Source organism: Saccharopolyspora karakumensis (assembly GCF_004349225.1).
In the GTDB taxonomy this organism is placed as follows: Bacteria; Actinomycetota; Actinomycetes; order Mycobacteriales; family Pseudonocardiaceae; genus Saccharopolyspora; species Saccharopolyspora endophytica.
The window spans coordinates 19,086-44,585 of record NZ_SMLA01000028.1 but is presented as its reverse complement, the minus strand read 5'-3'; the positions used below and the strand labels follow the sequence as shown (position 1 = coordinate 44,585).

General features: G+C 69.5%; 24 protein-coding genes and 1 riboswitch. Of the genes, 15 read left to right on the top strand and 9 right to left on the bottom strand.

All coding sequences use genetic code 11. From position 1 onward, the window contains the following. Positions 1-95: 95 nt before the first annotated feature. Positions 96-374, bottom strand: coding sequence for a DUF2631 domain-containing protein (locus E1202_RS18475; protein ID WP_132684398.1), 279 nt, complete (start codon positions 372-374; stop codon positions 96-98). 202 nt (positions 375-576) lie between these two features. After that, positions 577-846: a GlsB/YeaQ/YmgE family stress response membrane protein gene (locus E1202_RS18470; protein WP_132684397.1), complete on the bottom strand. Its 270-nt coding sequence runs from the start codon at positions 844-846 to the stop codon at positions 577-579. Between the two features lie 113 nt (positions 847-959). Here E1202_RS18470 and dxr point away from each other — a divergent pair, with 113 nt between their 5' ends. From dxr to E1202_RS18430, 8 genes are all read left to right on the top strand, one after another. Continuing rightward, positions 960-2,195, top strand: coding sequence for a 1-deoxy-D-xylulose-5-phosphate reductoisomerase (gene dxr, locus E1202_RS18465; protein ID WP_132684396.1), 1,236 nt, complete (start codon positions 960-962; stop codon positions 2,193-2,195). Further along, complete coding sequence (locus E1202_RS18460; protein ID WP_132684395.1) at positions 2,195-3,478, top strand: M50 family metallopeptidase; 1,284 nt, start codon at positions 2,195-2,197, stop codon at positions 3,476-3,478. The genes dxr and E1202_RS18460 overlap by 1 nt, the downstream gene beginning before the upstream one ends. A gap of 335 nt (positions 3,479-3,813) precedes the next feature. Continuing rightward, the gene (gene ispG, locus E1202_RS18455) at positions 3,814-4,968 is read left to right on the top strand and encodes a flavodoxin-dependent (E)-4-hydroxy-3-methylbut-2-enyl-diphosphate synthase (protein ID WP_132684394.1); all 1,155 of its coding nucleotides are present in this window, start codon (positions 3,814-3,816) and stop codon (positions 4,966-4,968) included. A 156-nt stretch (positions 4,969-5,124) separates the two neighbouring features. Continuing rightward, positions 5,125-5,961 carry a GNAT family N-acetyltransferase gene (locus E1202_RS18450; RefSeq protein WP_132684393.1) on the top strand — a complete coding sequence of 279 codons (837 nt, stop codon included), beginning with the start codon at positions 5,125-5,127 and terminating at the stop codon, positions 5,959-5,961. 76 nt (positions 5,962-6,037) lie between these two features. Continuing rightward, positions 6,038-7,822: a penicillin-binding transpeptidase domain-containing protein gene (locus tag E1202_RS18445; protein ID WP_207918739.1), complete on the top strand. Its 1,785-nt coding sequence runs from the start codon at positions 6,038-6,040 to the stop codon at positions 7,820-7,822. A 313-nt stretch (positions 7,823-8,135) separates the two neighbouring features. After that, positions 8,136-8,525, top strand: coding sequence for a type II toxin-antitoxin system VapC family toxin (locus tag E1202_RS18440; protein ID WP_132677754.1), 390 nt, complete (start codon positions 8,136-8,138; stop codon positions 8,523-8,525). 102 nt (positions 8,526-8,627) lie between these two features. Further along, complete coding sequence (gene map / locus E1202_RS18435) at positions 8,628-9,485, top strand: type I methionyl aminopeptidase (RefSeq protein ID WP_132684392.1); 858 nt, start codon at positions 8,628-8,630, stop codon at positions 9,483-9,485. A gap of 58 nt (positions 9,486-9,543) precedes the next feature. Further along, positions 9,544-10,116 carry a hypothetical protein gene (locus tag E1202_RS18430; protein ID WP_132684391.1) on the top strand — a complete coding sequence of 191 codons (573 nt, stop codon included), beginning with the start codon at positions 9,544-9,546 and terminating at the stop codon, positions 10,114-10,116. Here the strand turns inward: E1202_RS18430 and E1202_RS18425 are convergent. From E1202_RS18425 to E1202_RS18410, 4 genes are read right to left on the bottom strand one after another with little or no spacing between them, the layout of a single operon-like run. Next, positions 10,113-10,757, bottom strand: coding sequence for a DUF6346 domain-containing protein (locus E1202_RS18425; RefSeq protein WP_207918737.1), 645 nt, complete (start codon positions 10,755-10,757; stop codon positions 10,113-10,115). The genes E1202_RS18430 and E1202_RS18425 overlap by 4 nt on opposite strands. Before the next feature lie 9 nt (positions 10,758-10,766). Continuing rightward, a complete protein-coding gene (locus E1202_RS18420; RefSeq protein WP_132684390.1) occupies positions 10,767-11,873 on the bottom strand; it encodes a WXG100 family type VII secretion target in 1,107 nt (368 codons plus the stop codon). Further along, positions 11,857-12,174: a type VII secretion target gene (locus E1202_RS18415; protein ID WP_132684389.1), complete on the bottom strand. Its 318-nt coding sequence runs from the start codon at positions 12,172-12,174 to the stop codon at positions 11,857-11,859. Before E1202_RS18415 ends, E1202_RS18420 begins: the two co-directional genes overlap by 17 nt. Continuing rightward, positions 12,171-12,614 (bottom strand): YbaB/EbfC family nucleoid-associated protein, encoded by a 444-nt coding sequence (locus E1202_RS18410; protein ID WP_132684388.1) that lies wholly within the window; start codon positions 12,612-12,614, stop codon positions 12,171-12,173. The genes E1202_RS18415 and E1202_RS18410 overlap by 4 nt, the downstream gene beginning before the upstream one ends. A gap of 116 nt (positions 12,615-12,730) precedes the next feature. Between E1202_RS18410 and E1202_RS18405 the strand changes: the two genes are divergently transcribed. From E1202_RS18405 to E1202_RS18395, 3 genes are all read left to right on the top strand, one after another. Further along, the gene (locus E1202_RS18405; protein WP_132684387.1) at positions 12,731-14,251 is read left to right on the top strand and encodes a cobyric acid synthase; all 1,521 of its coding nucleotides are present in this window, start codon (positions 12,731-12,733) and stop codon (positions 14,249-14,251) included. A 122-nt stretch (positions 14,252-14,373) separates the two neighbouring features. After that, complete coding sequence (locus E1202_RS18400) at positions 14,374-14,634, top strand: type II toxin-antitoxin system Phd/YefM family antitoxin (protein WP_132684386.1); 261 nt, start codon at positions 14,374-14,376, stop codon at positions 14,632-14,634. Positions 14,635-14,679: 45 nt separating this feature from the next. Further along, complete coding sequence (locus E1202_RS18395; protein WP_132684385.1) at positions 14,680-15,411, top strand: Type 1 glutamine amidotransferase-like domain-containing protein; 732 nt, start codon at positions 14,680-14,682, stop codon at positions 15,409-15,411. On the opposite strand, the gene E1202_RS18390 is transcribed toward E1202_RS18395, so the two are convergent. The 3 genes from E1202_RS18390 to E1202_RS18380 all read right to left on the bottom strand — a co-directional run bounded on the left by E1202_RS18390 (position 15,404) and on the right by E1202_RS18380 (position 18,471). Next, positions 15,404-16,801, bottom strand: coding sequence for a mycothione reductase (locus E1202_RS18390; protein ID WP_132684384.1), 1,398 nt, complete (start codon positions 16,799-16,801; stop codon positions 15,404-15,406). The two genes, E1202_RS18395 and E1202_RS18390, sit on opposite strands and share 8 nt — an antisense overlap. Positions 16,802-16,815: 14 nt before the next feature. Next, positions 16,816-17,805, bottom strand: coding sequence for a VanZ family protein (locus E1202_RS18385; protein WP_165943903.1), 990 nt, complete (start codon positions 17,803-17,805; stop codon positions 16,816-16,818). Between the two features lie 120 nt (positions 17,806-17,925). After that, positions 17,926-18,471 carry a YbhB/YbcL family Raf kinase inhibitor-like protein gene (locus E1202_RS18380; protein ID WP_132684382.1) on the bottom strand — a complete coding sequence of 182 codons (546 nt, stop codon included), beginning with the start codon at positions 18,469-18,471 and terminating at the stop codon, positions 17,926-17,928. 175 nt (positions 18,472-18,646) lie between these two features. Here E1202_RS18380 and E1202_RS18375 point away from each other — a divergent pair, with 175 nt between their 5' ends. The 4 genes from E1202_RS18375 (at position 18,647) to cobN (ending at position 25,318) form a co-directional block, all read left to right on the top strand. Further along, a complete protein-coding gene (locus E1202_RS18375) occupies positions 18,647-19,633 on the top strand; it encodes a sugar kinase (RefSeq protein WP_132684381.1) in 987 nt (328 codons plus the stop codon). A gap of 3 nt (positions 19,634-19,636) precedes the next feature. Beyond that, on the top strand, positions 19,637-20,230 hold the full coding sequence (locus E1202_RS18370; RefSeq protein WP_235878607.1) for a bifunctional 4-hydroxy-2-oxoglutarate aldolase/2-dehydro-3-deoxy-phosphogluconate aldolase: 594 nt from the start codon (positions 19,637-19,639) through the stop codon (positions 20,228-20,230). A gap of 44 nt (positions 20,231-20,274) precedes the next feature. Then, on the top strand, positions 20,275-21,186 hold the full coding sequence (locus tag E1202_RS18365; RefSeq protein WP_132684380.1) for a D-isomer specific 2-hydroxyacid dehydrogenase family protein: 912 nt from the start codon (positions 20,275-20,277) through the stop codon (positions 21,184-21,186). Between the two features lie 286 nt (positions 21,187-21,472). After that, positions 21,473-21,591, top strand: a riboswitch (cobalamin riboswitch). Between the two features lie 49 nt (positions 21,592-21,640). Next, positions 21,641-25,318 (top strand): cobaltochelatase subunit CobN, encoded by a 3,678-nt coding sequence (gene cobN, locus E1202_RS18360; RefSeq protein WP_132684379.1) that lies wholly within the window; start codon positions 21,641-21,643, stop codon positions 25,316-25,318. The last annotated feature ends 182 nt before the right edge of the window (positions 25,319-25,500 follow it).

Sequence of the window (25,500 nt, the reverse complement as noted above, 5' to 3'; positions counted from 1 at the left end):
CGTACCAACCCTGCCCCGGGGTGACCGCTACGGCCGCTCTGAACAGCGAAAAGCCGCCCTCCGGATTCCGGGGGCGGCTTCGTCGACGTTCTGGGTCAGCGACGGCGCTTGTTCTTGGCCAGGTCGTAGAGCAGGCCGATGGCCAAGACCGCGGCCGTGCCGATGAGCCAGACATCTTCCATCTTGAAGTGCCCGCCGCCACTGAGGATGCCCTGGTGGTTGCCGATGAGCATGCACAGGACCGCGACGACCGAGAACCAGCCGGCGATCTGGGTGCCCTTCGGGAAACCGCCGTGCCAGCCCCACTCGACCGACGGTTCCTCGGCCGGGTCGATGGCCTGGCTGGGCTTCTTCTCCAGCTCGGTGCTCGCCACGTTCCCCTCCTGCGCCACACCGGCCACGCGCGGCCGGAAAGCCTGTTGCTTGAGTTTCGCGCACCGCCGGACGACGATCCACGATCGCCTTCATCCTCGCACACCCGGTCGGCGTCTCGGCGCCCACCTGCCCGGCATCAGCAGCGAAAAAGGTGCCGCGCGAACTCGGCTCGCGCGGCACCCCGTGAACGACGACCCGGATCTACCCCTTGACCGCCTTGCGGCCGACGATGACGCGGTAGATGCCGAGGACGATGAGCGATCCCACGATCGCCAGGATCCAGGTCTGGATCGACCAGAACTCGTTGAGACCGGTCCCGAAGATCCACTTGCCGATGAACCCGCCGAGGAAGGCTCCCACCACGCCGAGCAGCATGGTGATGATGATCCCGCCAGGGTCCTTGCCCGGCATGATCAGCTTCGCGATGGCTCCCACGATCAAGCCGAGAACGATCCATCCGATGATGCCCATGACGGCCTCCTTAGTTCATCGGGCTGCGGCCGGTAAGCCGATCGTGACGCCGAATGGTGATTTGCGCACCGCGAGGGGCGCCTGCTCACCTCCTTCAGGGACAATGGGCGGCGATGCACGCGGATACGAGCACACAGAGCGACACCACTCCGCGCACCGTTCTGGTGCTCGGCTCCACCGGTTCGATCGGTACCCAGGCACTCGACGTGATGCGCGACAACCCCGACCGCTTCCAGGTCGTGGGACTCGCCGCGGGCGGCAGCGACCCGCAGGCGCTGGCCGCGCAGGCGCTGGAGTTCCAGGTGCCGGCCATCGCCGTGGCGAAGGGCACAGCCGCCGAGGACGTCCAGCTGGCCCTCTACTCCGAGGCGCAGAAGCGCGGCTACGCCGAAGGCGACTTCAAGCTGCCGCGGCTGCTGGCCGGGCCGGAATCGGCCCTGGAGCTCATCGACGCCGCGCCGGCCGACGTGATCCTCAACAGCGTCGACGGCTCCCGCGGCCTGCGCCTGACGCTGGCCGCCCTGGAGACGGGCGCTCAGCTCGCCCTGGCCAACAAGGAATCGCTGGTCGCCGGTGGTGCGCTGGTGCTGGACAAGGCCGCGCCCGGACAGCTGGTCCCGGTCGACTCCGAGCACTCCGCGCTGGCCCAGTGCCTGCTCGGCAACGACAACAGCGACGTGGACCGGCTGGTGCTGACCGCTTCCGGCGGCCCGTTCCGCGGCCGCAAGCGCGAGGAGCTGGCCGAGGTCACCGTGCAGCAGGCGCTGGCGCACCCGACCTGGGCGATGGGCAACGTCGTCACGATCAACTCGGCGACGCTGGTCAACAAGGGCCTGGAGCTCATCGAGGCGCACCTGCTGTTCGGCATCGACTACTCGCGCATCGACGTCGTGGTGCACCCCCAGTCGATCGTGCACTCGATGGTCACCTACACCGACGGTGCGACGATCGCGCAGGCCAGCCCGCCGAACATGAAGATCCCGATCGCGATGGGCCTGGAGTGGCCGCGCCGCGTTCCCGGGGTCGCGCCGCGGCTGACCTTCGACGAGGCCCAGGCGTGGACCTTCGAGCCGATGGACCACGAGACGTTCCCGGCCGTCGAGCTGGCCCGGGCGGCCGGTTCCGGCGGGGGATGCCTGCCCGCGATCTACAACGCCGCCAACGAGGAAGCGCTGGCCGCGTTCGTCGACGGCCGACTCCGGTTCACCGAGATCGTGCAGACTGTGGGTGACACGCTCTCCGCTGCCGACCAGTGGCGCGGCGAGCCGTCGGGACTTGATGAGATCTTCGCAGCCGAGGACTGGGCGCGGACCCGGGCACGCGAGCTGGCCGGAGGGAAGGCGGAGTAGTGCTGGTCGTCGTTGGCATTCTGATCTTCTTCTTCGGTCTGCTGTTCTCCATCGCGTGGCACGAGCTGGGCCACCTCGCGACCGCCAAGATGTTCGGCATCAAGGTCACCGAGTACATGGTCGGCTTCGGCCGCACCATCTGGTCGCGCAAGAAGGGCGACACCGAGTACGGGCTCAAGCTCATCCCGTTCGGCGGCTACATCCGGATGATCGGCATGTTCCCGCCGAAGAAGGACGAGGAGTACGGCCGCACCGCCTCGTCGTCGCCGTTCCGCGCGATGATCGACGACGCGCGGCAGATGTCGGCCGAGGACGTCACGCCCGAGGACTCGCACCGGCAGTTCTACCAGCGGGCCCCGTGGAAGCGGATCGTCGTGATGGTGGCCGGGCCGGTGATGAACCTGATCCTGGCGGTCGGCATCTTCGCCGCGATCCTGATGGGCCACGGCATCAACACCCCGACGCTGACGGTCTCCTCGGTCAGCGAGTGCGTGCTGCCGGCCAACGCGCCGGACACCCAGAAGTGCCCGCCCGGGGCGAAGCCCTCGCCCGCGGCGGCGGCCGGGTTCAGGCCGGGCGACCGGATCGTGGAGTTCAACGGAAAGCCGTTCCAGTCCTGGGAAGACCTGCAGCTGGAGATCCGCCAGTCGAAGGGTTCGGTCCCGGTCGTGGTCGAGCGCGACGGGCACCGGGAGACGCTCAACGCGGCCCTGATGCAGACCGAGCGGCCCAAGCTGAACTCGACCAGCGAGTACGAGACGGTCGGATTCCTGGGGCTCTCGCCGACATCCGAGCTGGTCAAGCAGGACATCGGTGGTGTGGTGAGCACCATCGGCGAGTTCGTCGGCCTGACCGCGCAGAAGATCGTCGAGCTGCCGCAGCGCGTCCCGGACCTGGTCAGCGCCATCTTCGGCGGTGAGCGGCACAAGGACTCGCCGGTGGGCATCGTCGGCGCCAGCCGCCTCGGCGGTGAGGTGCTGGCCACCGAGCAGTTCGGCGTCGACGAGCGCGTCATCCTGATGTTCAACCTGCTCGCGGGCGTGAACCTGTCGCTGTTCGTGTTCAACATGCTGCCGCTGCTGCCGCTCGACGGTGGGCACATCGCGGGCGCGGCCTGGGAGTGGGTCCGGCGCGGTTTCGCCAAGCTGGTCCGGCGCCCGGACCCGGGACCGTTCGACACGGCGCGCCTGATGCCGTTGGCCTACGCGGTCAGCCTCATCTTCATCGCGTACTCGCTGCTGGTCCTGGTGGCCGACATCGTGAACCCGGTGACGTTGTACTAGGGGTGTGGTCGGTGTGCTCGGCGCCCGGAACTCGAGCGGCTCCGCCGGGTCCCCAGGCGCCGGCTGATTTCACCGCTGTGGTGGACCGGGTTCACAGCCGGGGACGACGTGTCGTCCTCGGTGACCGAGATGGCGCGTGCTTGTGAGCGCAATATCGCCGATAGGGTGATGCGCGGCTCGAAGTCGTGGGCCGAACGGGATATGAACGGCCGATGTCGATCACCCAACGTGATCCGTCAGACGCCCGGACGTCCAGCCGGATGAAGGTGCGCCGGTATCGTGGAATGCGGGCGGGACACCGTCCGAAGCACACCAGAAGAGGTGGAGAGGTATCGATGACCGTCGATCTGGGCATGCCCGGAGGCCCCGCCCCGGTGCTCGCGGAGCGGCGTAAGACTCGCCAGTTGCAGGTCGGACCGGTCGGAGTGGGCAGCGAAAGCCCGATCTCCGTGCAGACCATGACCACGACCGTCACCGCAGACATCAACAGCACTCTGCAGCAGATCGCCGAACTCACCGCCGCAGGCTGCGACATCGTCCGGGTCGCGTGCCCGAGCGCCGATGACGCCGAAGCCCTGCCGGCCATCGCGAAGAAGTCGCAGATCCCGGTCATCGCCGACATTCACTTCCAGCCGAAGTACGTCTTCGCGGCGATCGAAGCGGGTTGTGCCGCGGTGCGCGTGAACCCCGGCAACATCAAGAAGTTCGACGACAAGGTCAAGGAGATCGCGCAGGCCGCGAAGGACCACGGCACGCCGATCCGCATCGGCGTCAACGCCGGCTCCCTCGACCCGCGCCTGATGGAGAAGTACGGCAAGGCCACCCCGGAGGCGCTGGCCGAGTCGGCGCTGTGGGAAGCGGGCCTGTTCGCCGAGCACGACTTCCACGACATCAAGATCTCGGTCAAGCACAACGACCCGGTGGTCATGGTGCGCGCCTACGAGATCCTCGCCGAGCAGTGCGACTACCCGCTGCACCTCGGCGTCACCGAGGCCGGCCCGGCCTTCCAGGGCACCATCAAGTCGGCCACCGCCTTCGGCGCTCTGCTGCGCCAGGGCATCGGCGACACGATCCGGGTCTCGCTGTCGGCTCCGCCGGTCGAGGAGATCAAGGTCGGCACCCAGATCCTGCAGTCGCTGAACCTGCGGCCGCGCAAGCTGGAGATCGTCTCCTGCCCGTCCTGCGGACGCGCCCAGGTCGACGTCTACAAGCTCGCGGACGAGGTCACCGCCGGTCTGGAGGGCATGGAGGTCCCGCTGCGCGTCGCGGTCATGGGCTGCGTCGTCAACGGCCCCGGTGAAGCCCGCGAGGCGGACCTGGGTGTGGCCTCCGGCAACGGCAAGGGCCAGATCTTCGTCAAGGGCGAGGTCATCAAGACCGTGCCCGAGCACCAGATCGTCGAGACGCTGATCGAAGAGGCCATGCGCATCGCCGAGGACATGGGCGAGACCGTGGAGGAGGGCGCGAGCCCGACCGTCACCGTCAGCTGACGCGACATCGCACATCGGCCGCCCGGATCCGTCCGGGCGGCCGATTCGCTTTTTTCGGGAGTTGTCGCTGCTCCGAACGGGTGACCGCAGCTGTGTTCGACTCGGTTGATCTCCGCCGATCAGCCGTTCGCGTGGTGTTTCTGGCAGTCTTGGCTGGTGCTCAAGGTTGCCGGTGCCCGCTTGCTGGAGGAACGGGACGCGAATCTGGTCCGCTCGGCGCTGGACTCCGCGCCCGTGGCCGCCTGCATGGTCGCGGCGCGCGTCGAAGAAGCCGGTGTCCACCCGCTGCGCCTGGGCGGTGAGCTCTGGGGCTACGGCAGCCGGCTGAGCGGGATGTGCTTCTCGGGCGCGAACCTGGTCCCGCTGCGCGGTGGCCCGGACGCGATGCGCGCCTTCGCCGATCGCGCGCTGCGCCGCCGCCGCGTGTGCTCCTCGCTGGTCGGCCCGTCCGAGCAGGTGCTGGCGCTGTGGGAGGAGGTCGAGGCGCAGTGGGGGCCCGCACGCGAGGTCCGCGCCGAGCAGCCGCTGATGGCGCTCTCCGAGCGCCCGCACGTCGACCCCGACCCGCTGGTGCGCTCGGTGCGGCCGGACGAGCTGGAGCGCTACCTGCCCGCCGCGGTGGCCATGTTCACCGAGGAGGTGGGTGTGGACCCCTCGACCGACGGCGGTGCCGCCGGGTACCGGGCGCGCGTGGCCGATCTCATCGCGGGCGGCCGGGCGTTCGCGCGCTTCGAGGACGGCGAGGTGGTGTTCAAGGCCGAGATCGGCGCGCTGTCGTCGACCGTCGGCCAGATCCAGGGCGTCTGGGTGCACCCGGATCGTCGCAGCACGGGGTTGGGAACCGCCGGGACGGCGGCGGTGGCCGACCGCCTCGTGCGCGGCTTGGGTCGTACCGCGAGCCTGTACGTCAACGACTACAACGTCGCCGCCCGAGCCGCCTACCAGAAGGTCGGTTTCCGGCGCGTCGGCGAGTTCGCGACTGTGCTCCTGTAGAACGGTTTCGTCCGCTCTGCGCCCTGTGCCGGAGCCCAGATTCGGTGTCCTGCAAGACTTCGGCATACTCGCGGGCATGCATTCCTCGCGGATCATGGCCGGGCTCGCCGCAACGCTGCTGATTCCAGTTGCCGGGTGCAGCACCGGACCATCCGAGAAGGACGTGGCCACCGCATTCGTCAACGCCGTCGCCGCAGGTGATGTGGCGGGTGCGGCGGCTCAGACCAACAACCCCGAAGCCGCCCGCCGCACGCTGGAGCAGGTGCGCAAGACGCTCGCCCCGACCGCGTCGCACGCGAGCTTGGGCCAGGTGACCGAGAACGAGCAGGGCGCGGCGGCCAAGTACGACCTCTCCTGGGACTTCGGCGACGGCAAGGTGTGGCGGTACACCAACACCGTGCAGCTCGCCGAGGAGGCCGAGGGCTGGAAGGTCCTGTGGGCTCCGTCGGCGGTTCACCCGAAGCTCAAGGCCGGTCAGACGCTCGCCTACAGCGAGGTGCTGCCCGCGCCCGGACCCGTGACGGGCTCCGAGGGCAAGCAGCTGATGGGGCCGGAGCCGGTGGTCACGGTCAGCCTCAACGGTCAGGAGGCCGGTGACGTGCCGGGCGTGGCGGGCAAGCTCGCCGACGCGCTGCGCCAGGTGGACCCGGAGATCACCCAGCAGTCGATCGTCGAGGGCGTCGGCAAGACCCCGCCCGGCCAGCCGTACCAGGTCGTCACCCTGCGGCAGGCCGACTACGACAAGGTCCGCTCCAGCATCTACGACCTGCCCGGGGTGCGGTTCCCGGCGCAGGTGCGGTTGCTGGCCGCCGAGCGCGGTTACGCCGGCCAGGTGCTGGCCGGCGTGTCGAAGAAGGTCGACGAGCAGGCCAAGGCCAACGCGGGTTGGCAGGTGGCCGTCGCCGACGCCAAGGGCAACGAGATCAGCAAGCTGCACACCGTCGCCGAGAAGCCGGTCCCGCCGACCTCGGTGACGCTGTCGGACCGCACGCAGCGCGCGGCCGAGCGGGCGCTGGACCCGGTTCCGCAGCCCGCGATGATCGTGGCGATGAAGCCCTCCAACGGTGAGGTGCTGGCGGTCGCGCAGAACGATCCCGCCGACGCGCAGGGCCCGATGGCGCTGTCCGGGCAGTACCCGCCCGGCTCGACGTTCAAGATCGTCACGGGAGCCGCGGCGCTGGAGTCGGGCAAGGTGCGCGCCGACACCCCGGTCGAGTGCCCGCCGAAGAAGGTCTTCGACGGCATGACCTTGCCCAACGACAAGGAGTTCGACCTGGGCCGGGTGCCGCTGCACACCGCGTTCGCCCACTCCTGCAACACGACCTTCGCGCAGCTGTCGGTGGACCTGCCCGACGACGCGCTGCCGAAGGAGGCCAAGAAGTTCGGCATCGGCGTCGACTTCGACATGCCCGGTTCGACGACGATCACCGGGAAGGTCTCCAACGCCGAGACGGTCACGCAGCACGCGGCCAACGGCATCGGCCAGGGCAAGGTCCTGGCCAGCCCGTTCGGGATGGCGCTGGCGGCGGCGACCGTCGCCAACGGCGGCATGCCGACGCCGACGCTGATGCGCGGTCAGCCGACCACCGCCGACTCGCAGCCGGAGAAGATCGCCCCGGCGTCGTTGGAGCAGCTGCGCTCGATGATGCGCGAGGTCGTCACCGGCGGCACCGCCCGCGGCCTGGCGGGTTCGGGCGAGGTCCGGGGCAAGACCGGCACCGCGCAGTTCGGCGACGGCACCCACTCGCACGGCTGGTTCGTCGGCTACCGCGACGACGTGGCGTTCGCGGTGCTCATCACCGATGCGGGGGCGTCCGGCCCGTCGGTGGACGCGGCCAAGCGCTTCCTCGGCGGTCTGTGATCATCAACCGGAGATGTCGCTTCACGTGTTCGGGTGATCACTTAGGGTCAGTTGGGTGCTAGGTTGTAGCCCATCGAGCGCAGTGGTGACGGTTCGTTGCTGCGCTCGATGGGTCGTCACCGGTGTGGCCACCTCCGATGTGCGATCCCCCTCGCCACGTTGTGTTGCCACGACGATGGGCGAACCAGGTGTCCGGCTCCGTCCGGACGCGCATCGGCCCGCCGTGATCCCGGTGGGCGCCCCCGACGAACCGCGCCGGCACCGCCTCCCCCGAAGGCCGCCGGCGTCGCCCCAGGTGTGAACAGGAGTGGTTTTGATCTACTTCGACTCTTCCGCGCTGATCAAGATGATCGCCCCCGAACCGGAGAGCCAGGCGCTGAGCCAGTGGATCCGCGATCGCTGGGAGCAGCCGCGGGTGACCAGCGCGCTGTCCAAGGTCGACGTGCTGCGCAACTTCCGCGAGCAGGGCCCGGCCGCCGAGGACCTTGCCTCCATCGTGGTGTCCAAGCTGGAGACGCTGCCGGTGCAGCAGGAAGTGCTCGACACCGCCAGCGAGCTGCGCGCCGACCTCGGGCCCGTGGACGCGATCCACCTCGCCTCGGCGTGCGGCATCCGCAACGAGCCGGTGACCTACGTCTCCTACGACCCGGCGCTCATCGAAGCCGCGAAGGAGGCGGGCCTGGCGACCGCGTCCCCGGCCTGAGCTCTTCCGAAGTCCGGGCGGTGGCGTTCCACATCGCGGATGGTTCCGCGTGGTGCCGTTACCGCCCGGAGTCGTGGCGACCAACGTGGTTAAAGTGGGGGCATGCCGGTTCGAGCCCCGTTGAAGCCAGGCGTTGCGACGCCGCGCCGCCAAGTCCCAGCGCACATCGAGCGTCCCGAGTACGTGGACAAACCGGCTCCCCAGCGCAACACCGACCCTGACGTGCAGCCTCCCGAGGTCATTGAGGCGATGCGCTTCGCGGGCAAGCTCGCCGCCCAAGCGCTGGCCGAGGCGGGCAAGGCGATCCGGCCGGGCGTCACCACCGACTCCGTCGACGCCGTGGTGCACGAGTTCCTGCTCGACCACGGTGCGTATCCGTCGACGCTGGGTTACCGGGGCTTCCAGAAGTCCTGCTGCACCTCGCTGAACGAGGTGATCTGCCACGGCATCCCGGACTCGACGGTCATCGAGGACGGCGACATCGTCAACGTCGACGTCACCGGCTACATCGGTGGCGTGCACGGCGACACCAACGCGACCTTCCTGGCCGGCGACGTCTCCGAGGAAGCCCGGCTGCTGGTCGAGCGCACCCACGAGGCGACCATGCGCGGCATCAAGGCCGCCAAGCCGGGCCGCCAGCTCAACGTGATCGGCCGCGTCATCGAGTCCTACGCCAAGCGCTTCGGCTACGGCGTCGTCCGCGACTTCACCGGCCACGGCATCGGCCGCTCGTTCCACAGCGGACTGGTGATCTTGCACTACGACGAGCCGTCGGTGGACACCGTCCTGGAACCGGGCATGACCTTCACCATCGAGCCCATGATCACCCTCGGCACCCACGAGTACGACATGTGGGAAGACGGCTGGACGGTCACCACCAAGGACAAGAGCTGGACCGCCCAGTTCGAGCACACCATCCTCATCACAGAAGACGGCAACGAAATCCTCACCCAGCTGTGACCTGCGCGGGGGCGGCTCACCTCGGAACCGCCCCTACGGCCTCAGGACGTTTCATAGGGTGCATGCCGTGCAGACAGAACTGTGGGCTCCCAGCGATTCGGCCAGGCGGGTCTCGTATCGGGAGGGCTGGGGACTCCTGGCCGGGATGCTGTTCCTCCTCGCCTTCGCCGGACTGTTCCTGGCCGTTGCACTGTTCCCGGACGAGATCGTCACCCGGAAGGGACGGGACTTCGCGCCCTACGTCGGTTGGTTCTTCACAGTGCTGTTAGGGCCGCTTGCGCTGATCGGGGTCATCGGTGGGATCGGGATGGTCGCTCAGATCCACCGCGTCTTCGTCGACGAACGTGGTCTTTGGTTGCGGATTCACGGCAAGACCGACCTGGTCTCGTGGAGCGAGCTGAACGCGATCCGTGGTCAGCTCCCGCAACCCAAGGTCGAGGACGACCGGGGCTCGAAGCCGGTCCCTGCGGCTCTGCTGTTCCAACCCGTCGACGACGGCTTCGTCAGGCGTCACGCGCACATCCTCGACAAGCAGCAGTTGGATTCACCGCAGATCACACTGCCCGGGAAATCCGTCCTCCGACGGATCACCCGGGCAGTTTCAGAGGCCAGACCAGGCCTTCTGCGCTAGCGGTCGGCTTTCCCCTGTTCCTTCGCCCTTCGGCGGGCTTCCCTGATTTCAGCATCTCGCTGCCGCGAAGCTTGACGACGTGCTTTTTCCTCGTCTTCTTTTTGCTTCTTCGCGGCCTGCTCCTCAGGAGTTCCGTTGATCTTCTCCCAGAACTTGCGCTGCTCTTCCTGCGAGAAACCCCAGACGACGGCCTTTGCGAAGTACCAGAGGATCATGGGGATGGCGGCGAAACCGATGAGGATCGTGACGGTCAGGTTCACCCCTTCCGAGTAGCCGTCAGGCGAGCGGTATACGCGGTTATCCGACTTTCCGGTGCGTCCTCCGCTGTATCCCCAGGTGATCCTTTCCTGCTTTCCGATGCTCTCTGGGCTGAGGACGTTCATGTCGACGACGTCAGTCCAAACCTCGCCGGTCTCATCATCCCTGATCTCTGTTGTGCAGGCCCAATGATGTCCGAACCCTCGGCGGCTGACCGGACCGTAGTCTTCACAGGATTTCGCGACCGCAGTTGCGTTGGTTGCCGGGGTCTTTTCCGGGAACGTGAAGATGATCGTCAGCGCGGTAAGCGCGATCAAGGCGACGATGCCAAAACCGATGAGCACGCGCAGGATTCGGAGGATGGGGTTGTCGGATTTCCACACGACGATCTCCTACTTCTTCTCCTGTTGTTGTTCGGCTTTGGTCTCGCCGTCATCCAGCTTCGCGGTTTCCTTGACCACTTCGTAGCCGAACTTGTGAGCACCTTCTCGATGGCCCATGTCCACGGTGGGAGCCTTGAAGAGGTCGCCTTGCGCCCATGGCTTGTACTCGCCGAAGCCCGCCTTCGCTCCTGCGACAGCGTCGGTGAACCGGCTGCTTCCGGTCCCCTTCGCCCCTTCTCCGATCTGGTGGATCGTGCTCGAGTCGAATGCCTTCTGCGCGCTTGTATTCGCGACGCTCGCTTCCGGAACGTTGGCGAGTCCGGTGAAGAAGTCGTCCACCTTCGCCTTCAGCGATTGGCCGACCGAGCCGAGCTTGTTCAAGAAACCGGAGAGCCCCTTCAACACGTCGGCGAGCTTCTCCATCCAGCCGGCGATCTTGTTGGCATAGCTGATCGCTTTCGCGACCATCTCGGCGACCATGCCACCTGCGGCGATTCCAGCCGTGCACACGGCGGCGGCTCCCCACCGAAGCCCGATTGAGATGATCTCACCGACCGCGCTGGCGATCAGGTCCCGCACGATGCCGCGTACTGCGCCGACGACTGCGCCCGCACCTTGTACCGCGTCTTTCATCCCGTCACACGCTGCGGATAGTGCTTCTACGGTCTTGGCGGTTTCACCGCCCAGTGCCCGGTATGCGTCGCCAGCTTTGCCTTCCCACCCTGTGGTTCCTTGTACGGACTTTCCGTATTCGTCGCTCACTGCTTTCAGCTGCTTGCCGATGTTCTCCCAGGTGCTGGCCATGCCGGAAATGGCATCGGGGTTGCCCATGAGCGCATCGAACGGTTCACGCAGGAACGAGAAGTACTCCATGGCCCAGCCAAAGGCCCAGCTCCCGAGAGTGGCGAGCGGGTCAGCAGCGAGGCCGACCACGTCAACGCCAGCGCCCATCAGGCTCAGTCCGGCGGAGTCCCAGTCTCCGTTCTGGATTCCTTTGACCACGCCGAGAACGTTTTCCACGCCTCCGCCGCCACTGGCGACGTTGTACGTGTTGTTTTCCTTCGCGTCGGCCTCCGACTCGTCGGCTGTGACGACGAGGTCATTTTCCGAACTCAACCTTGACCCCCTCGATGATGCTGGTGCACTCCTCGTCGGTGCGCTGGTACTCCGCTGCTGTCTCGTCGAGGGCTGACTTCAGTTCGCCGAGGGCTTTAGCGCCGGATTCGATGACGGACTTGGTCATCTCGCCCTGGGCGATGCACTGCATGGCGATGAACTGGCCGAAGATGCCGAAGGCGTTGGTGTCCATGGTGGTTTCGGCTGCGCCGTGGGCTGTGCTGACGCGGTCTGCGAAGCCTTGGACCTGGTTGCTGTGCTGCTTGATGACCGGGACGTCCGCCCGGAAGCCGTCGCTCATCGCAGGAAGCTCCCGCGGGAGTAATCGTCATCGTCGTCGGGAGGGGGGACGGGTCGGTCGGGGGCTTGTGGCTGGTCCTCGTCGGTGCCGTCGCCGCTGTAGCCGTGCGGGAGGTTGCTCTTGACGAAGTCCAGGGCCGCGCCGTCGCCGACGAACTGCTGCATGACCTCGACCATCTGGCCTGCGGCCTGGCGTTGGGCTTCGCGGACGCAGGTCATGATCGCGGCTGCGACCTGATCCGGTTTCGGGTGCTGGAAGCCGTTGCCGAAGCGGATGTCCTCCAGGACGCCGCTGCTGTTGACCCGCACCGTGATCTGCCCGTCCGGGGAGCTCGCGGATGCGCCGACCTGCGTGAGTTCTTCCTGTGCGCGGTCGGTGTCGGCTTTGATCTTCTGCAGCTTGGCGTTGTAGTCGCTCAGCCAGTCGTCAGGTGTCGTCATCGGAATCCGTTGGTTGCGGTGGGCGGGCCAGTCGGGAGCGTAGTTGAGGGGGTTCGTTCCGTGTCCGGGTTTCGGGTGTCGGTCCCCACAGCGGGGGCATGGGGTAGGAACGGGGTGTGAATGCGCTGCTGATCGCTGGGACGACATCGGATGCCGGGAAGAGCGTGGTGACCGCTGGGATCTGCCGGTGGTTGGCGCGGTCGGGGGCGCGGGTGGCGCCGTTCAAGGCGCAGAACATGTCGAACAACTCGGTGGTCACGCCGGACGGCGGTGAGATCGGGCGGGCGCAGGCGGTGCAGGCGGCGGCGTGCGGTGTCGAGCCGTCCGTGCGGTTCAACCCCGTGCTGCTCAAGCCCGGCAGCGACCGGCAGTCGCAGGTCGTGGTGCTCGGCCGCGTCGCCGGTGAGGTGACCGCGTTGTCCTACCGCGAGCGCAAGGCGGCACTGCTCGACACCGTCGCGTCCACTTTGGACGACTTGCGGCGCGATCACGACTACGTCGTGTGCGAGGGCGCGGGATCGCCTGCGGAGATCAACCTGCGGGCCAGCGACATCGCCAACATGGGGCTCGCGCAGGCCGCGAAGCTGCCGGTCGTCGTGGTCGGCGACATCGACCGGGGAGGGGTGTTCGCGCAGCTCTTCGGCACCCTGTCGCTGCTGGACGCCGCCGATCAGGCGCTGGTGGCCGGGTTCGTGATCAACAAGTTCCGGGGTGATCCCGAGCTGCTGCGACCGGGGCTCGACCAGCTGCGGCAGTTGACCGGCAGGTCCGTGCACGGAGTGCTCCCGTGGGCAGAGGACTTGTGGCTCGACGCCGAGGACTCGCTGTCCTACGTCGCAGACGGCGTCGTAGGCCGGCCCGCGCCGCCGCGAGGTGGGCAGTGGTTGCGGGTGGCCGTGCCCCGGCTGCCCCGGATCTCCAACGCCACCGACGTCGAGGCGCTGGCGGCCGAACCCGGCGTGGCGGTGCGGTTCGTGACCGAGCCCTCGCGGCTCTCCGACGCCGACCTGGTGGTGCTGCCCGGCTCGAAGTCCACGGTGGCCGACCTGGCCTGGCTGCGGGAGAGCGGCCTCGCCGAGGCGATTCGCGATCACGCGCTAGCGGGGCTACCGGTGGCCGGGATCTGCGGCGGGTTCCAGATGCTGACCAGGCACATCCACGACGAGGTCGAGTCCGGCTCCGGTGCGGTCGACGGGCTCGGGCTGCTCGACCTGGAGATCGACTTCGCCCGGGAGAAGACTTTGGCCAGGCCGAGTGGTGAGGCGTTCGGCGAGGACGTCGCGGGTTACGAGATCCACCACGGCGTCGAGGTCCGCCGAGGTGACCTGCCACCGCTGATCACGCTTCCCGACGGCGAAGGAGAAGGTGGCGTTTCGGGGTCTGTGCTGGGCACGCACTGGCACGGGCTGTTCGAGAACGACGACTTCCGGCGCGAATTCCTCGGCTGGGCCGCCGGTCTGGCCGGCCGGGACGGTTTCCTCGCCGCCGAGGACACCGTGTTCGCCGACATCCGCGACGCGCAGCTGGACCTGCTCGGCGATCTCGTGACCGAGCACCTCGACACCGACGCGCTGCGCCGGCTCCTCGACGGCGGCGCGCCGACGGGTCTGCCGCGCTTGACCGCCGGGCTGAGCTGACCACGCGGTTCCCGACACAGCGGGACGAAACGGACGTACTCCGGGGTGGGATGTAGGTAGACCTGCCCAATCGACTACCCGATTCGGCCTCACGAGCGGCGTGATGCAGGTAACTTGTCGGCATGGCTGTTGAGTTTTCCGTGGACGAAGCCCGCGAGCGGCTGACCGAGCTGCTCGACCGCGCCGAAGCAGGCGAGCACATCGTGATCACCCGCTTCGGTGCCCCGGCGGTATCGCTCGAACCGACCCCGGTCCCCGCGCAGCGGCGTGGAGGCTTCGCCGCCGGAGTGGTCGCGGCGTCCTGGGCCGCGCCCGCGGCCGACGGCACCTTCGACATGGGCACCGACTACTGGGCCGATCCGGGGACATCCGTCGGCGCGTGAGCGCAACCGCGGGTCTCCCGGGCGCGTGCTGGATAGCCTCCGGGCATGCCCGCTGACGCTCCGACGATCCTCGCCACCAGTGGCGGGATCAGCGCATCCGACCGCCTGCCGTGGGGGATCGGAGCGCTGACCCGGCATGCCGTCGACCTCGCCGGGGCCACCGGCCGCGCGCCGCGCGTGTGCCTCCTGGCCACCGCCGTCGGCGACGACTCCGGGCTGATCGGCACCTTCTACGCCAACGCCGTCGCCGAGGGCTGGCAGCCCAGCCACCTGGCGCTGTTCCCCATGCCGAACATCGACGACGTGCGCGAGCACCTGCTCAGCAGGGACGTCGTGTGGGTGTGGGGAGGCAGCGTCGCCGGGTTGCTGGCGATGTGGCGGCTGCACGGCCTCGACGAGATCTTCCGCGAGGCGTGGCAGGCGGGGGTCGTGCTCACCGGTGTATCGGCCGGGTCGATCTGCTGGCACTCGGGCGGCACCACCGACTCGTTCGGGCCCGAGCTGCGGCCCGTCACCAACGGCCTCGGCCTGCTGCCGCACTCCAACGGCGTGCACTACGACAGCGAACCCCGACGGCGTCCGCTCTTCCAGCGCCTGATCGCCGACGGGACGCTGCCTCCGGGGTACGCCACCGACGACGGCGCCGGGCTGCTCTACCGGGGAACCGAACTCGTCGAGGCGCTCGCGGAACGGCGCCGCGCCGGGGCCTATCGCGTCGACCGCGGCCCGGACGGGACCGCGGTCGAAACGCCGTTGGACGTGCGCCGGATCAGTTGAGCGGCAGGTTGAGCAGCGCGTTCTCCAGCAGTTCCGGCATCGCGGGGTGGATCCAGTACTGGCCGCGAGCCATGCTGCGCGCGTCCAGGCCGAAGTGCATGGCCTGGATGATCGGCTGCAGCAGCGTCGGCGCCTGCGGGCCGATGATGTGCGCGCCGAGCAGCAGCCCCGTGTTCGGGTCGGCCAGCAGCTTGGCGAAACCGGTGGTGTCCTCCATCGCCCAGCCGTAGGCGATGCCCGCGTAGTCCTGGGTGGAGGTGACGTACTCGACGCCCCGCTGCTGGGCCTGCTGCTCGGTGAGGCCGACTGCGGCGATCTGCGGACCGGAGAACACCGCGTGCGGCACGAAGCGGTGGTCGGAGGAGATCGGTGTCTCGGGGTGCAGGATGTTGTGCCGCACGACGCGGGTCTCGTGGTTGGCGACGTGCTTGAGCTCGTGGGCCGAGCTGATGTCGCCGAGCGCCCACACGCCCTCGACCGAGGCGCGCTGGGTGTCGTCGACCGCGATCTTGCCCTCGTCGGTGAGCTCCAGCCCGCCGGTCGCCGCGTCGATCAGGTCGGCGTTGGGGGTGCGCCCCACCGCGACCAGCAGCTTCTCGGCCTCGACGGACTCCGCGCCGTCCAGGCCCTCGAGGTTCAGCCGGATCGCATCGCCGGTCTTCTCGGCGGAGACGATCTTGCGGTTGAGCCGCAGGTCCCAGCGCCGGGCGGCGATCTCGGTGAACCGGGCGGCCACGTCGGTGTCCTCGGCGCGCAGCACCTTGCCCGAGCGGCCGATCATGGTGACCTCGACGCCCAGCGAGCTGAAGACGTGGGCGAACTCGGCGCCGATGAAACCGGTGCCCATGATGATCATCCGGCGAGGGAGCTCGTCCAGGCGCATCACGGTGTCGCTGGTGTGCACCTCGACCTGGTCCAGGCCGGGGATCTCGGGGATGACCGGGCGGCCACCGGCGGCGACCACGAAGCGGTCGGCGGTGATCGTCTGGGGGCCGTCCGCGGTCTGGACGGTCAGCTGCTTGACGCCGGTGAACGCGGCCTCGCCGGTCAGCAGGGTGACGTTGGGCGAGCCCTCGGCCCGGTAGCGGCGGCCGCCTTCGGAGATCGGGTCGATGCGGCCGAAGATGCGGTCCCGGACCTCCGGCCAGCGCACGCCGTGGCGTTCGAGGTCGACACCGAGCCCGGCGCCGGCCTCGGGGGCACCCGCGACGTCGGCGGTGTGCACGAACATCTTCGTCGGGATGCAGCCGACGTTGAGGCAGGTGCCGCCGTAGGCGTCGTTGGGGCCGACGCCCTTCTCGACGATGGCCACGTTCCAGTCGGCGAACCGGTCGTCGATGATCGAGTTGCCGGAGCCGGAGCCGATGATGACTAGATCGAAATGCCGCACGGTTCCATCCTGCCTCACTTGGTGCGGGCCGTTGCGGGTCCGCGGACGTCGGTCAGTTCCAACCCGGCGAGCCACCCGGTGATTCCACGCCGATCTCGGTCCCAGATCACACCGATCGCGTGCGCGGCGCACCACAGCAGGCCGAGCACCGCGCTCGGCGCCCCCCTCGCCAGTTCGCAGGCGGCCTGGAGCAGTGCGAGACCCCCGGTGCCCAGCGTCCAGCGCAGCACGGCGGTTCGCCCGCCGGGGGAGCGCGCCCGCAGCAGGACCAGCCGCTGGCCGGGCGTGCCGTCCCAGCTCAGGGCGGCCACCAGCATCAGCAGCGCCGGGACGAGCCACGCGGCGCCCACCTGCAACGCCGTCGAGGGCGGGAGTCCCGCCCAGCGCAGGACGAAGCCCGTCAGGTGGACGCAGGCGACGCCCAGCCACCACAGCAGCAGGCCGTCGCAGCACATCCCCAGCAGCCGACGGCCGGTGGTCAACGGACGTGGCTCCGCGGCCCGGCGCCCGCTGCCCGCCGGAATCCGGTTCAGCAGCGGGACCAGCAGGCTCCCGAGCGCGGCCCCGGTGGTGTTGGCGATGACGTCATCGACGTCGAACACCCGGTAGGGGCACGGGTACCGGAACCACAGCCCGGTCAGCTGGGTGACCTCGACCAACGCCGACAGGGCCGCGCCGGCCAGCGCCGCCGCCGGTGGGGCGCGCCGCAGCAGCGCGCCCAGCGGGACGAACAGCGCGACGTTGCAGGCGAACTGCTCGACCCCCACGGCGCTGGTCAGCGCGGACAGCGGGCGCAGCTGCGCGGGGAAGCACGAGGTGCCGGTCGGCGGCAGGACGTAGCAACCCAGCGCGATGGCGTAGAGCAGCGTCGCGAAGCGCAGCACGGCCGTGCCCGCGCGCAGCTCGCCGTGCCGGCGGTAGTGACCAGCGACGAACGACGGCAGCAGCAGCGCGGCGACCCCGGTCGCGATCACCGCGGCGGTGGAACCCGGCAGCAGACTCATCTCTCGCACCTCCCTCATGAAGAAAGAGGCGCGAACCCCCCGAACAGATACATCTCCTTCGGGTGATGACGACGTCGCGCCCGCCCGGAGCGATCCGGGCGGGCGCGACGAAGAGCGGGATCAGTGCTGGTAGGTGGGGGTCATGACGGCTCGGCCGACGGTGTGGAAGGCCAGGTTGAAGCTGACCACCGCCGGCGAGGCGTCCTCGTCCACGCCGAGCTTCTCGGTGTCCACCGCGTGCACCACGAAGTAGTAGCGGTGCGGCCGGTCGCCGGGCGGCGGAGCGGCACCGCCGAAGGCGCGCTCGCCCATGTCGTTGGCGACGTGGAACGAACCCGCCGGGATGTTCTGGCCGCTGCGGTTGCCCGCGTCGGCGGCCAGTTCGGTGACGTCGGCGGGCACGTCGACGAGGACCCAGTGCCAGAACCCGCCGGGGATCGGTGCGTCCGGGTCGAAGCAGGTGACCACGAAGCTCTTGGCGGTCTCCGGGAAACCCGACCAGCTCAGCTGCGGCGACAGGTTCTGCCCGTCCGCGCCCATGCCGTCGTAGGCATGGGCCTTCGGCATCGCCCGGCCGTCGGCCACATCGGTGGAGGTGACGGTGAACGCGGGGACCGAAGGCAGGAACGAGTACGGATCAGGATCGATCGGGCGCTCCAGACTCATGCGAGCATCCTCCTTTTCCTGGTGGCTATGGGGTGATCGTCGTCGATCACCGGGCACAGCCTAGGAGAACCCACGGCGGTGCGGCTCGCCGGTTCTATCGGCTTTGTTGCGTTGCGTGCAATGGCGAGTGTGCATTTTGCAGCGGTCTCTGGCTAAGCTGTCGCCCGTCCCGGTGATGGCAGGAGGCAACGTGGCGCAGGCGGGCAACGAGACCGAGGTGTTGTGCCTGGGCGAGACCATGTCGCTGGTCGCGCCGGCCGCTCCGGTTCCCCTCGAGGAGGCTCCCGCGTTCACGCTCTCCGCCGGTGGCGCCGAGTCGAACGTGGCCGTTCACCTGGCCTCCCTCGGGCACCACGTGCGGTGGGCCAGCCGCCTCGGCGACGATCCGCTCGGACGGCGCGTCGCCGCCTCCCTCGCCGCAGCGGGCGTCGACACCGGCCTGGTCGAGATGCGTTCCGAGGCACCGACCGGCGTCTACTTCAAGGACCCCGGGCCGGACGGCACCCGAGTCCACTACTACCGCGCGGGCTCGGCCGCCTCGACGATGGACCACGACTTCCTCGCCGACGACGTCATCGACGACGCCCGCGTCCTGCACATCAGCGGCATCACCCCGGCTCTGTCGGAGGGCTGCGACCGGCTGATCCGGCGGCTGCTGACCCGCCCCCGCCGCGCCCCCCTCTCCTTCGACGTCAACCACCGGCCGGCGCTGTGGTCGGCCCGGCAGGCCGCCCCTGTGCTCGCCGAGCTCGCCCAGCTCGCCGACGTCGTGTTCGTCGGCCTCGACGAAGCCGCCACCCTGTGGGGTGTGAGAACCGCCGATGACGTGCGGGAACTGCTCGACTCGCCGGTCACCGTCGTGGTCAAGGACGGCGCCGAGGCCGCCTACGCGCTCGGCGAGCGCCGCACCGTCGTGCCCGCCCCGACCGTCGAGGTCGTCGAGCCGGTCGGCGCCGGTGACGCCTTCGCGGCCGGGTTCCTCTCCGGCGTGCTGCGCGGCGAGGACGACGAGCGCTGCTTGCGCCGCGGGCACCTGCTGGCCGCGCACAGCCTGCGCAGCACCGAGGACCACACCGCACCGCCCGACGCCGAGTCGCTCGCGCGCTGGCTGGCGCTCGACGAGGAGCGGTGGGGCGCACTGCGATTCGACGGGAGCGAGTGAGAAGTGCCCTTCCTGGAGGAGTTGTTCGCCAAGCCGGTGATGGCGATCCTGCGCGGCATGGATCCGCAGCGGACCGCGGAGCTGGCCGAACGAGCCTGGGACCTGGGCATCGACGCCGTCGAGGTTCCGATCGAGACGCCGAAGGCCGAGCCCTCCCTGGCGGCGGCCGTGCGCGCCGGAGCCGAACGCGGCCGCCCGGTCGGTGCGGGCACGATCATCAGCCCCGAACAGCTGCGCACCGCCCGCGACCTGGGCGCGGCCTTCACCATCGCACCCGGCCTGGACGCCGGGATCGTGCGGCTGAGCGCCGAACTCGACCTGCCGCACGTGCCCGGTGTCGCCACGCCCAGCGAGGTCCAGCAGGCGCTGCGCCTCGGGCTGTCGTGGGTGAAGGCCTTCCCCGCCGCTGAACTGGGCAGCAGCTGGTTCCGCGCGATGAAGGGTCCCTTCCCCGCGCTGCGCGTGGTGGCCACCGGCGGGATGAACGCCCGCAACGCGCCGGAGTTCTTGCGGGCCGGAGCCGACGTGGTCGCGGTCGGTTCGGCGCTGGAGGACGAGGCCCAGCTGCCCGCGCTGGCACAGCTCGTCGAGGGCTGACGTTCCCCGGGAACGAGTTCGCAGTTCGTGAGAGAGGAAGAGTCGTGAAGGTCCACGTTGGTCCGGTCGCCCAGCCCGAGCTGGAAGCCGCCGTGGTGGCGGCCGGTGCCGAGCTGAGCTCGGCGGAGGAGGCGAACGCGCTGGTCTGGTTCGGCGGGGAGCCGAGCTGGTTCGGCTCCTACGACCGCCCGGACCTGGAATGGGTGCAGCTGCCCTCGGCAGGCATCGAGTCCTGGGTGGCCTCCGGCGTGCTGCGCGAGGACCTGACCTTCACCTCGGCCGCGGGCACCTTCGCCCAGACCGTCGCCGAGCACACCCTCGGCCTGATGCTCGCCGGTGCGCGGCAGCTGGCCGCGATGGCTCGGGCCACCACGTGGCAGCGCCCCGAGGGCATGCGCAGCCTCGCCGGCTCGACCGTCGGCATCATCGGCGCTGGTGGGATCGGCAAGGCGCTGATCGAGATGCTGCGTCCCTTCGGCGTCCGGGTGCTGGCGGTGAACCGCTCCGGCAAGCCCGTGCTGGGCGCCGAGCGGACCTGGCCGTCCGAGGACGCCGACGGGATGCGCGAGCTGCTCGCGGAGTCGGACTTCGTGGTGGTGGCTGCTCCGGCGACCTCGGCGACCTCGAAGCTCATCGATGCCGCCGCGTTGCGGGCGATGAAGTCCGACGCGTGGCTGATCAACATCGCGCGCGGCTCGCTGGTCGACACCGAAGCGCTGGTCGAGGCCCTGGACGCCGGCCGGATCGGCGGTGCCGCCCTCGACGTCACCGATCCGGAACCGCTGCCCGACGGGCACCCGCTGTTCACCCACCCCCGCGCTCTGATCTCCCCGCACACCGCCAACCCGCCGTCGCTGCAGATGCCGGCCCTGGCGCGCAGGGTCGAGGAGAACGTCCGCCGCCACATCGCAGGACAACCACTCCTCGGCCTGGTGGATGTGCACGCGGGTTACTGAGGGGTCGGATCAACTCATCATGCTCAGCGGTGCGGGTGGGGGAACCTGATCGGCGCTGTGGACTCCGCGCGCCACTCCTGATGTATTCCACGGCGTCGCGGCGTGCTCGCCACAGCACCGCTCAGAACTCCCGGCGGTGCCGGCTGCTCTGGGGGGCAAGGAGAAAGCACCTTCGGTGCTTGCCTGACGACCGAGGGGAAGGAGATCTTTCTCGCGAAATCGTTGGTGGGGTGGTGGGTGATCGCGGGGTCGATAGGATGGCTGCGCCAGTACGGCGGTGACGTGGAGGAACCCGGTGTGAGGCCGGGGCGGTCGCGCCACTGTGACCGGGGAGCGGTCCCCGACGGCCACGGCCTGCGCAGGGCTGGAAGGCGGGACACCGCGACGATCCGGGAGCCAGGAACTCCTGCCGCCGTGACCCCCGCCGGGGCGCGCACCCCGAGAGAGGATCACCGTGAGCGAGCCTGCCCGCGACGCCCGAGTTCTGCTGCTGTCCACTGCGGACACCGACCTGCTGGCCGCCCGTGCCGCCGAGGCCGACTACCGCGTCGCCAACCCCTCCCGCGTGGCCGCCGAGGACGTTCCGGCGCTGCTCGACGGCGTTGACGTCGTCGTGGTCCGGCTGCTGGGCGGCCGCCGCGCCTGGGAGGAGGGCCTGGACGCGGTGCTGGCGTCGGGCCTGCCGACCGTGGCGCTGGGTGGCGAGGCCACCCCCGACGCCGAGCTCATGACGCTGTCCACGGTGCCCGCCGGTGTGTCCACCCAGGCCCTGGCCTATCTGGTCGAAGGCGGCCCGGAGAACCTCGCCCAGCTCGCCCACTTCCTGTCCGACACCGTGCTGCTGACCGGCACCGGGTTCACCGAACCGCAGTCGATGCCGGAGTTCGGCCTGCACGGCGAGCGCGAGCACGACCCGTCGCGCCCGACGATCGGCGTCGTCTTCTACCGGGCGCACGCGCTGGCGGGCAACACCGCGTTCGTCGACACCCTCGCCGACCAGGTCGAATCCGCCGGGGCCAACGTGGTGCCGGTGTTCTGCGGCTCGCTGCGCGGCCTGTCCGACGCCGCCGGTCTGCGCGCACTGCTGGGCGGGTGCGACGCGCTGATCGCCACCGTGCTCGCCGCGGGTGGTGCGGTCGCCGCCGACGCCAGTGCGGGAGGGGACGAGGACTCCTGGGACGCCGGTGCGCTGGCCGAGCTCGACATCCCCGTGCTGCAGGGCCTGTGCCTGACCACCAGCCGCGCGGTGTGGTCCGACAGCGACGCGGCGCTGTCGCCGATGGACGCCGCGATGCAGGTCGCCGTGCCGGAGTTCGACGGCCGGTTGATCAGCGTGCCGTTCTCCTTCAAGGAGGAGGGCCCGGAGGGCATCCCGGTCTACGTCGCCGACCCCGAGCGCGCGGCCCGCGTGGCCTCCACCGCCGTGTCGCTGGCGCGGCTGCGGCACGTGGACAACTCCGCCAAGCGCCTCGGCGTGGTGCTCTCCTCCTACCCGACCAAGCACTCCCGGGTCGGCAACGCCGTGGGCCTGGACACCCCCGCCTCGGCGGTCGTGCTGCTGAGCGCGCTGGAGGACGCCGGCTACGACCTCGGCGGCCTGGACGTCACCGGCCTGGACGGCGACACCCTGATCCACCGGCTGATCTCCGCAGGTGGCCACGACGTGGAGTGGCTGACCGAGGAGCAGATGTCCGAGGCCGCGATCCGCGTCCCGACGACCCGCTACCGCGAGTGGTTCGACGCGCTGCCCGAAGAGCTGCGGGCGTCGATGACCGAGCACTGGGGAGCCCCGCCCGGCAGCCTCTACGTCGACGAGGAGGGCTGCCTCTACGTCGCCGCGCTGCGCTTCGGCAACGTGGTGATCCTGATCCAGCCGCCGCGCGGTTTCGGCGAGAACCCGATCGCGATCTACCACGACCCGGACCTGCCGCCCTCGCACCAGTACCTGGCGGCCTACCGCTGGCTGGCCGAGGAGTTCGGCGCGCACGCGGTGATCCACCTGGGCAAGCACGGCACGCTGGAGTGGCTGCCGGGCAAGGGCCTGGGCCTGGCGGCGGACTGCGCGCCGGACGCGGTGCTGGGCGACATGCCGTTCGTGTACCCGTTCATCGTCAACGACCCGGGCGAGGGCACCCAGGCCAAGCGACGCGGCCACGCGACCGTGGTGGACCACATGATCCCGCCGATGGCCCGCGCCGACGCCTACGGCGACATCGCCAAGCTGGAGCAGCTGCTCGACGAGTACGCGCTGGTCACCGACCTGGACCCGGAGAAGAAGCCGGCGCTGCGCAACCAGATCTGGGAGCTGGTCACCCAGGCCGAGCTGCACCACGACCTGCACCAGGAGGGCCAGCCGGACGCGGAGTCCTTCGACGACTTCGTGATGCACATCGACGGCTACCTGTGCGAGATCAAGGACGTGCAGATCCGCGACGGCCTGCACATCCTCGGCCGCGCGCCGCGCGACGAGGAGCTGGTCAACGACGTGCTGGCGATCCTGCGCGCCAAGCAGGTCTTCGGCGGCAAGGTCGGCGCGCTGCCCGGCCTGCGCTCCGCGCTGTCGGACCACTTCGGACTCGACGAGCAGGCGCTGCTGGCCGAGCCCGGCGCCCGCGCGGACGTCCCGGCCGCGCTGACCGAGCTCGTCGAGGGCCCGTCGGCTTCGGCGTCGGACGCGGTGGACCTGGTGGAATCGTTGGCGCGCAAGCTGATCCAGGCGCTGGCCGACACCGACTGGGACTCCGAGCGCGCCGAGCAGGTCGTCACCGACGTGATCGGCACCGGCGTCGCCGACGTCGTGCGGGTGCTGCGGTTCGCCTGCGTCGAGCTGGTGCCGCGCCTGGCCCGCACCACCGACGAGGTCGAGCACGTGCTGCACGCGCTCAACGGTGGTTTCGTGCCCGCCGGACCGTCCGGCTCGCCGACCCGCGGGTTGATCTCGGTGCTGCCCACCGGCCGCAACTTCTACTCGGTGGATCCCAAGGCCATCCCGTCGCGCAACGCCTTCGACGTCGGTTCCGCGCTCGCCGATTCGCTGATCACCCGGCACGTCGCCGACACCGGTGAGAACCCGCGCTCGGTGGGCCTGACGGTGTGGGGCACCTCGGCGATGCGGACGCAGGGCGACGACATCGCCGAGATCCTCTGGCTGCTGGGCTGCCGCCCGAAGTGGGACGACGCCTCGCGGCGGGTCACCGGCTTCGAGGTGGTGCCGGTCGCCGAGCTGGGCAGGCCGCGCATCGACGTCGTGGTGCGCATCTCCGGGTTCTTCCGCGACGCGTTCCCGCACGTCGTCTCGCTGATCGACGACGCGGTGCAGACCGTGGCCAAGCTCGACGAGACCGACGAGGACAACTACGTCGCCGCCCACTACCGCGCCGACGTCGACGAGCACGGCGACGACCGCCGGGCCTCGACCCGCATCTTCGGTTCCAAGCCGGGCGCCTACGGGGCCGGGCTGCTGCCGCTGATCGACGCCCGCAACTGGCGCAGCGACGCCGACCTCGCCGAGGTCTACGCGACCTGGGGCGGCTACGCCTACGGCCGGGGTCTCGACGGCCGCGAGGCGCGCGGCGACATGGAGACGGCGTTCAAGCGCATCCAGGTGGCGGCCAAGAACGTCGACACCCGCGAGCACGACATCGCCGACTCCGACGACTACTTCCAGTACCACGGCGGCATGGTCGCGATGGTGCGCTCGCTGTCCGGGCGGAGCCCGGCCGCCTACGTGGGTGACTCGGCGGTGCCGCACGCGGTCAAGACCCGCACGCTGGGCGAGGAGACCAAGCGGGTCTTCCGGGCTCGGGTGATCAACCCGAAGTGGATCTCGGCGATGCAGCGGCACGGGTACAAGGGCGCCTTCGAGCTCGCGGCCACGGTGGACTACCTGTTCGGGTTCGACGCCACCGCCGGGGTCGTCGACGACTGGATGTACGCGAAGCTGGCGGAGTCCTACGTCTTCGACGAGCAGGTGCAGCAGTTCCTGCGCAACTCCAACCCGTGGGCGCTGCGAGGCATGACGGAGCGGCTGCTGGAAGCCGCCGATCGCGGCCTGTGGGCCGAACCGGACGAGCAGGTCCTCGACGATCTGCGGTCGGTGTACCTGGAGCTGGAAGGTCAGCTGGAGGACTGAACGCCCCCCGGGGCCGCCACTTGCCGGTCCCGGGTGGAACGTACCTCGCCCAGTCCATCCACAGTGGACCGAAACGTTGGGCCGTCCGAGTGGAAAGTGGCGTGAAATTCCACTCGTTCGTGTTGAGCTCCTGGCCGAGGTGTATCTGACAGAGGGTTCGTTTCCTCTTACTCGTGGACACT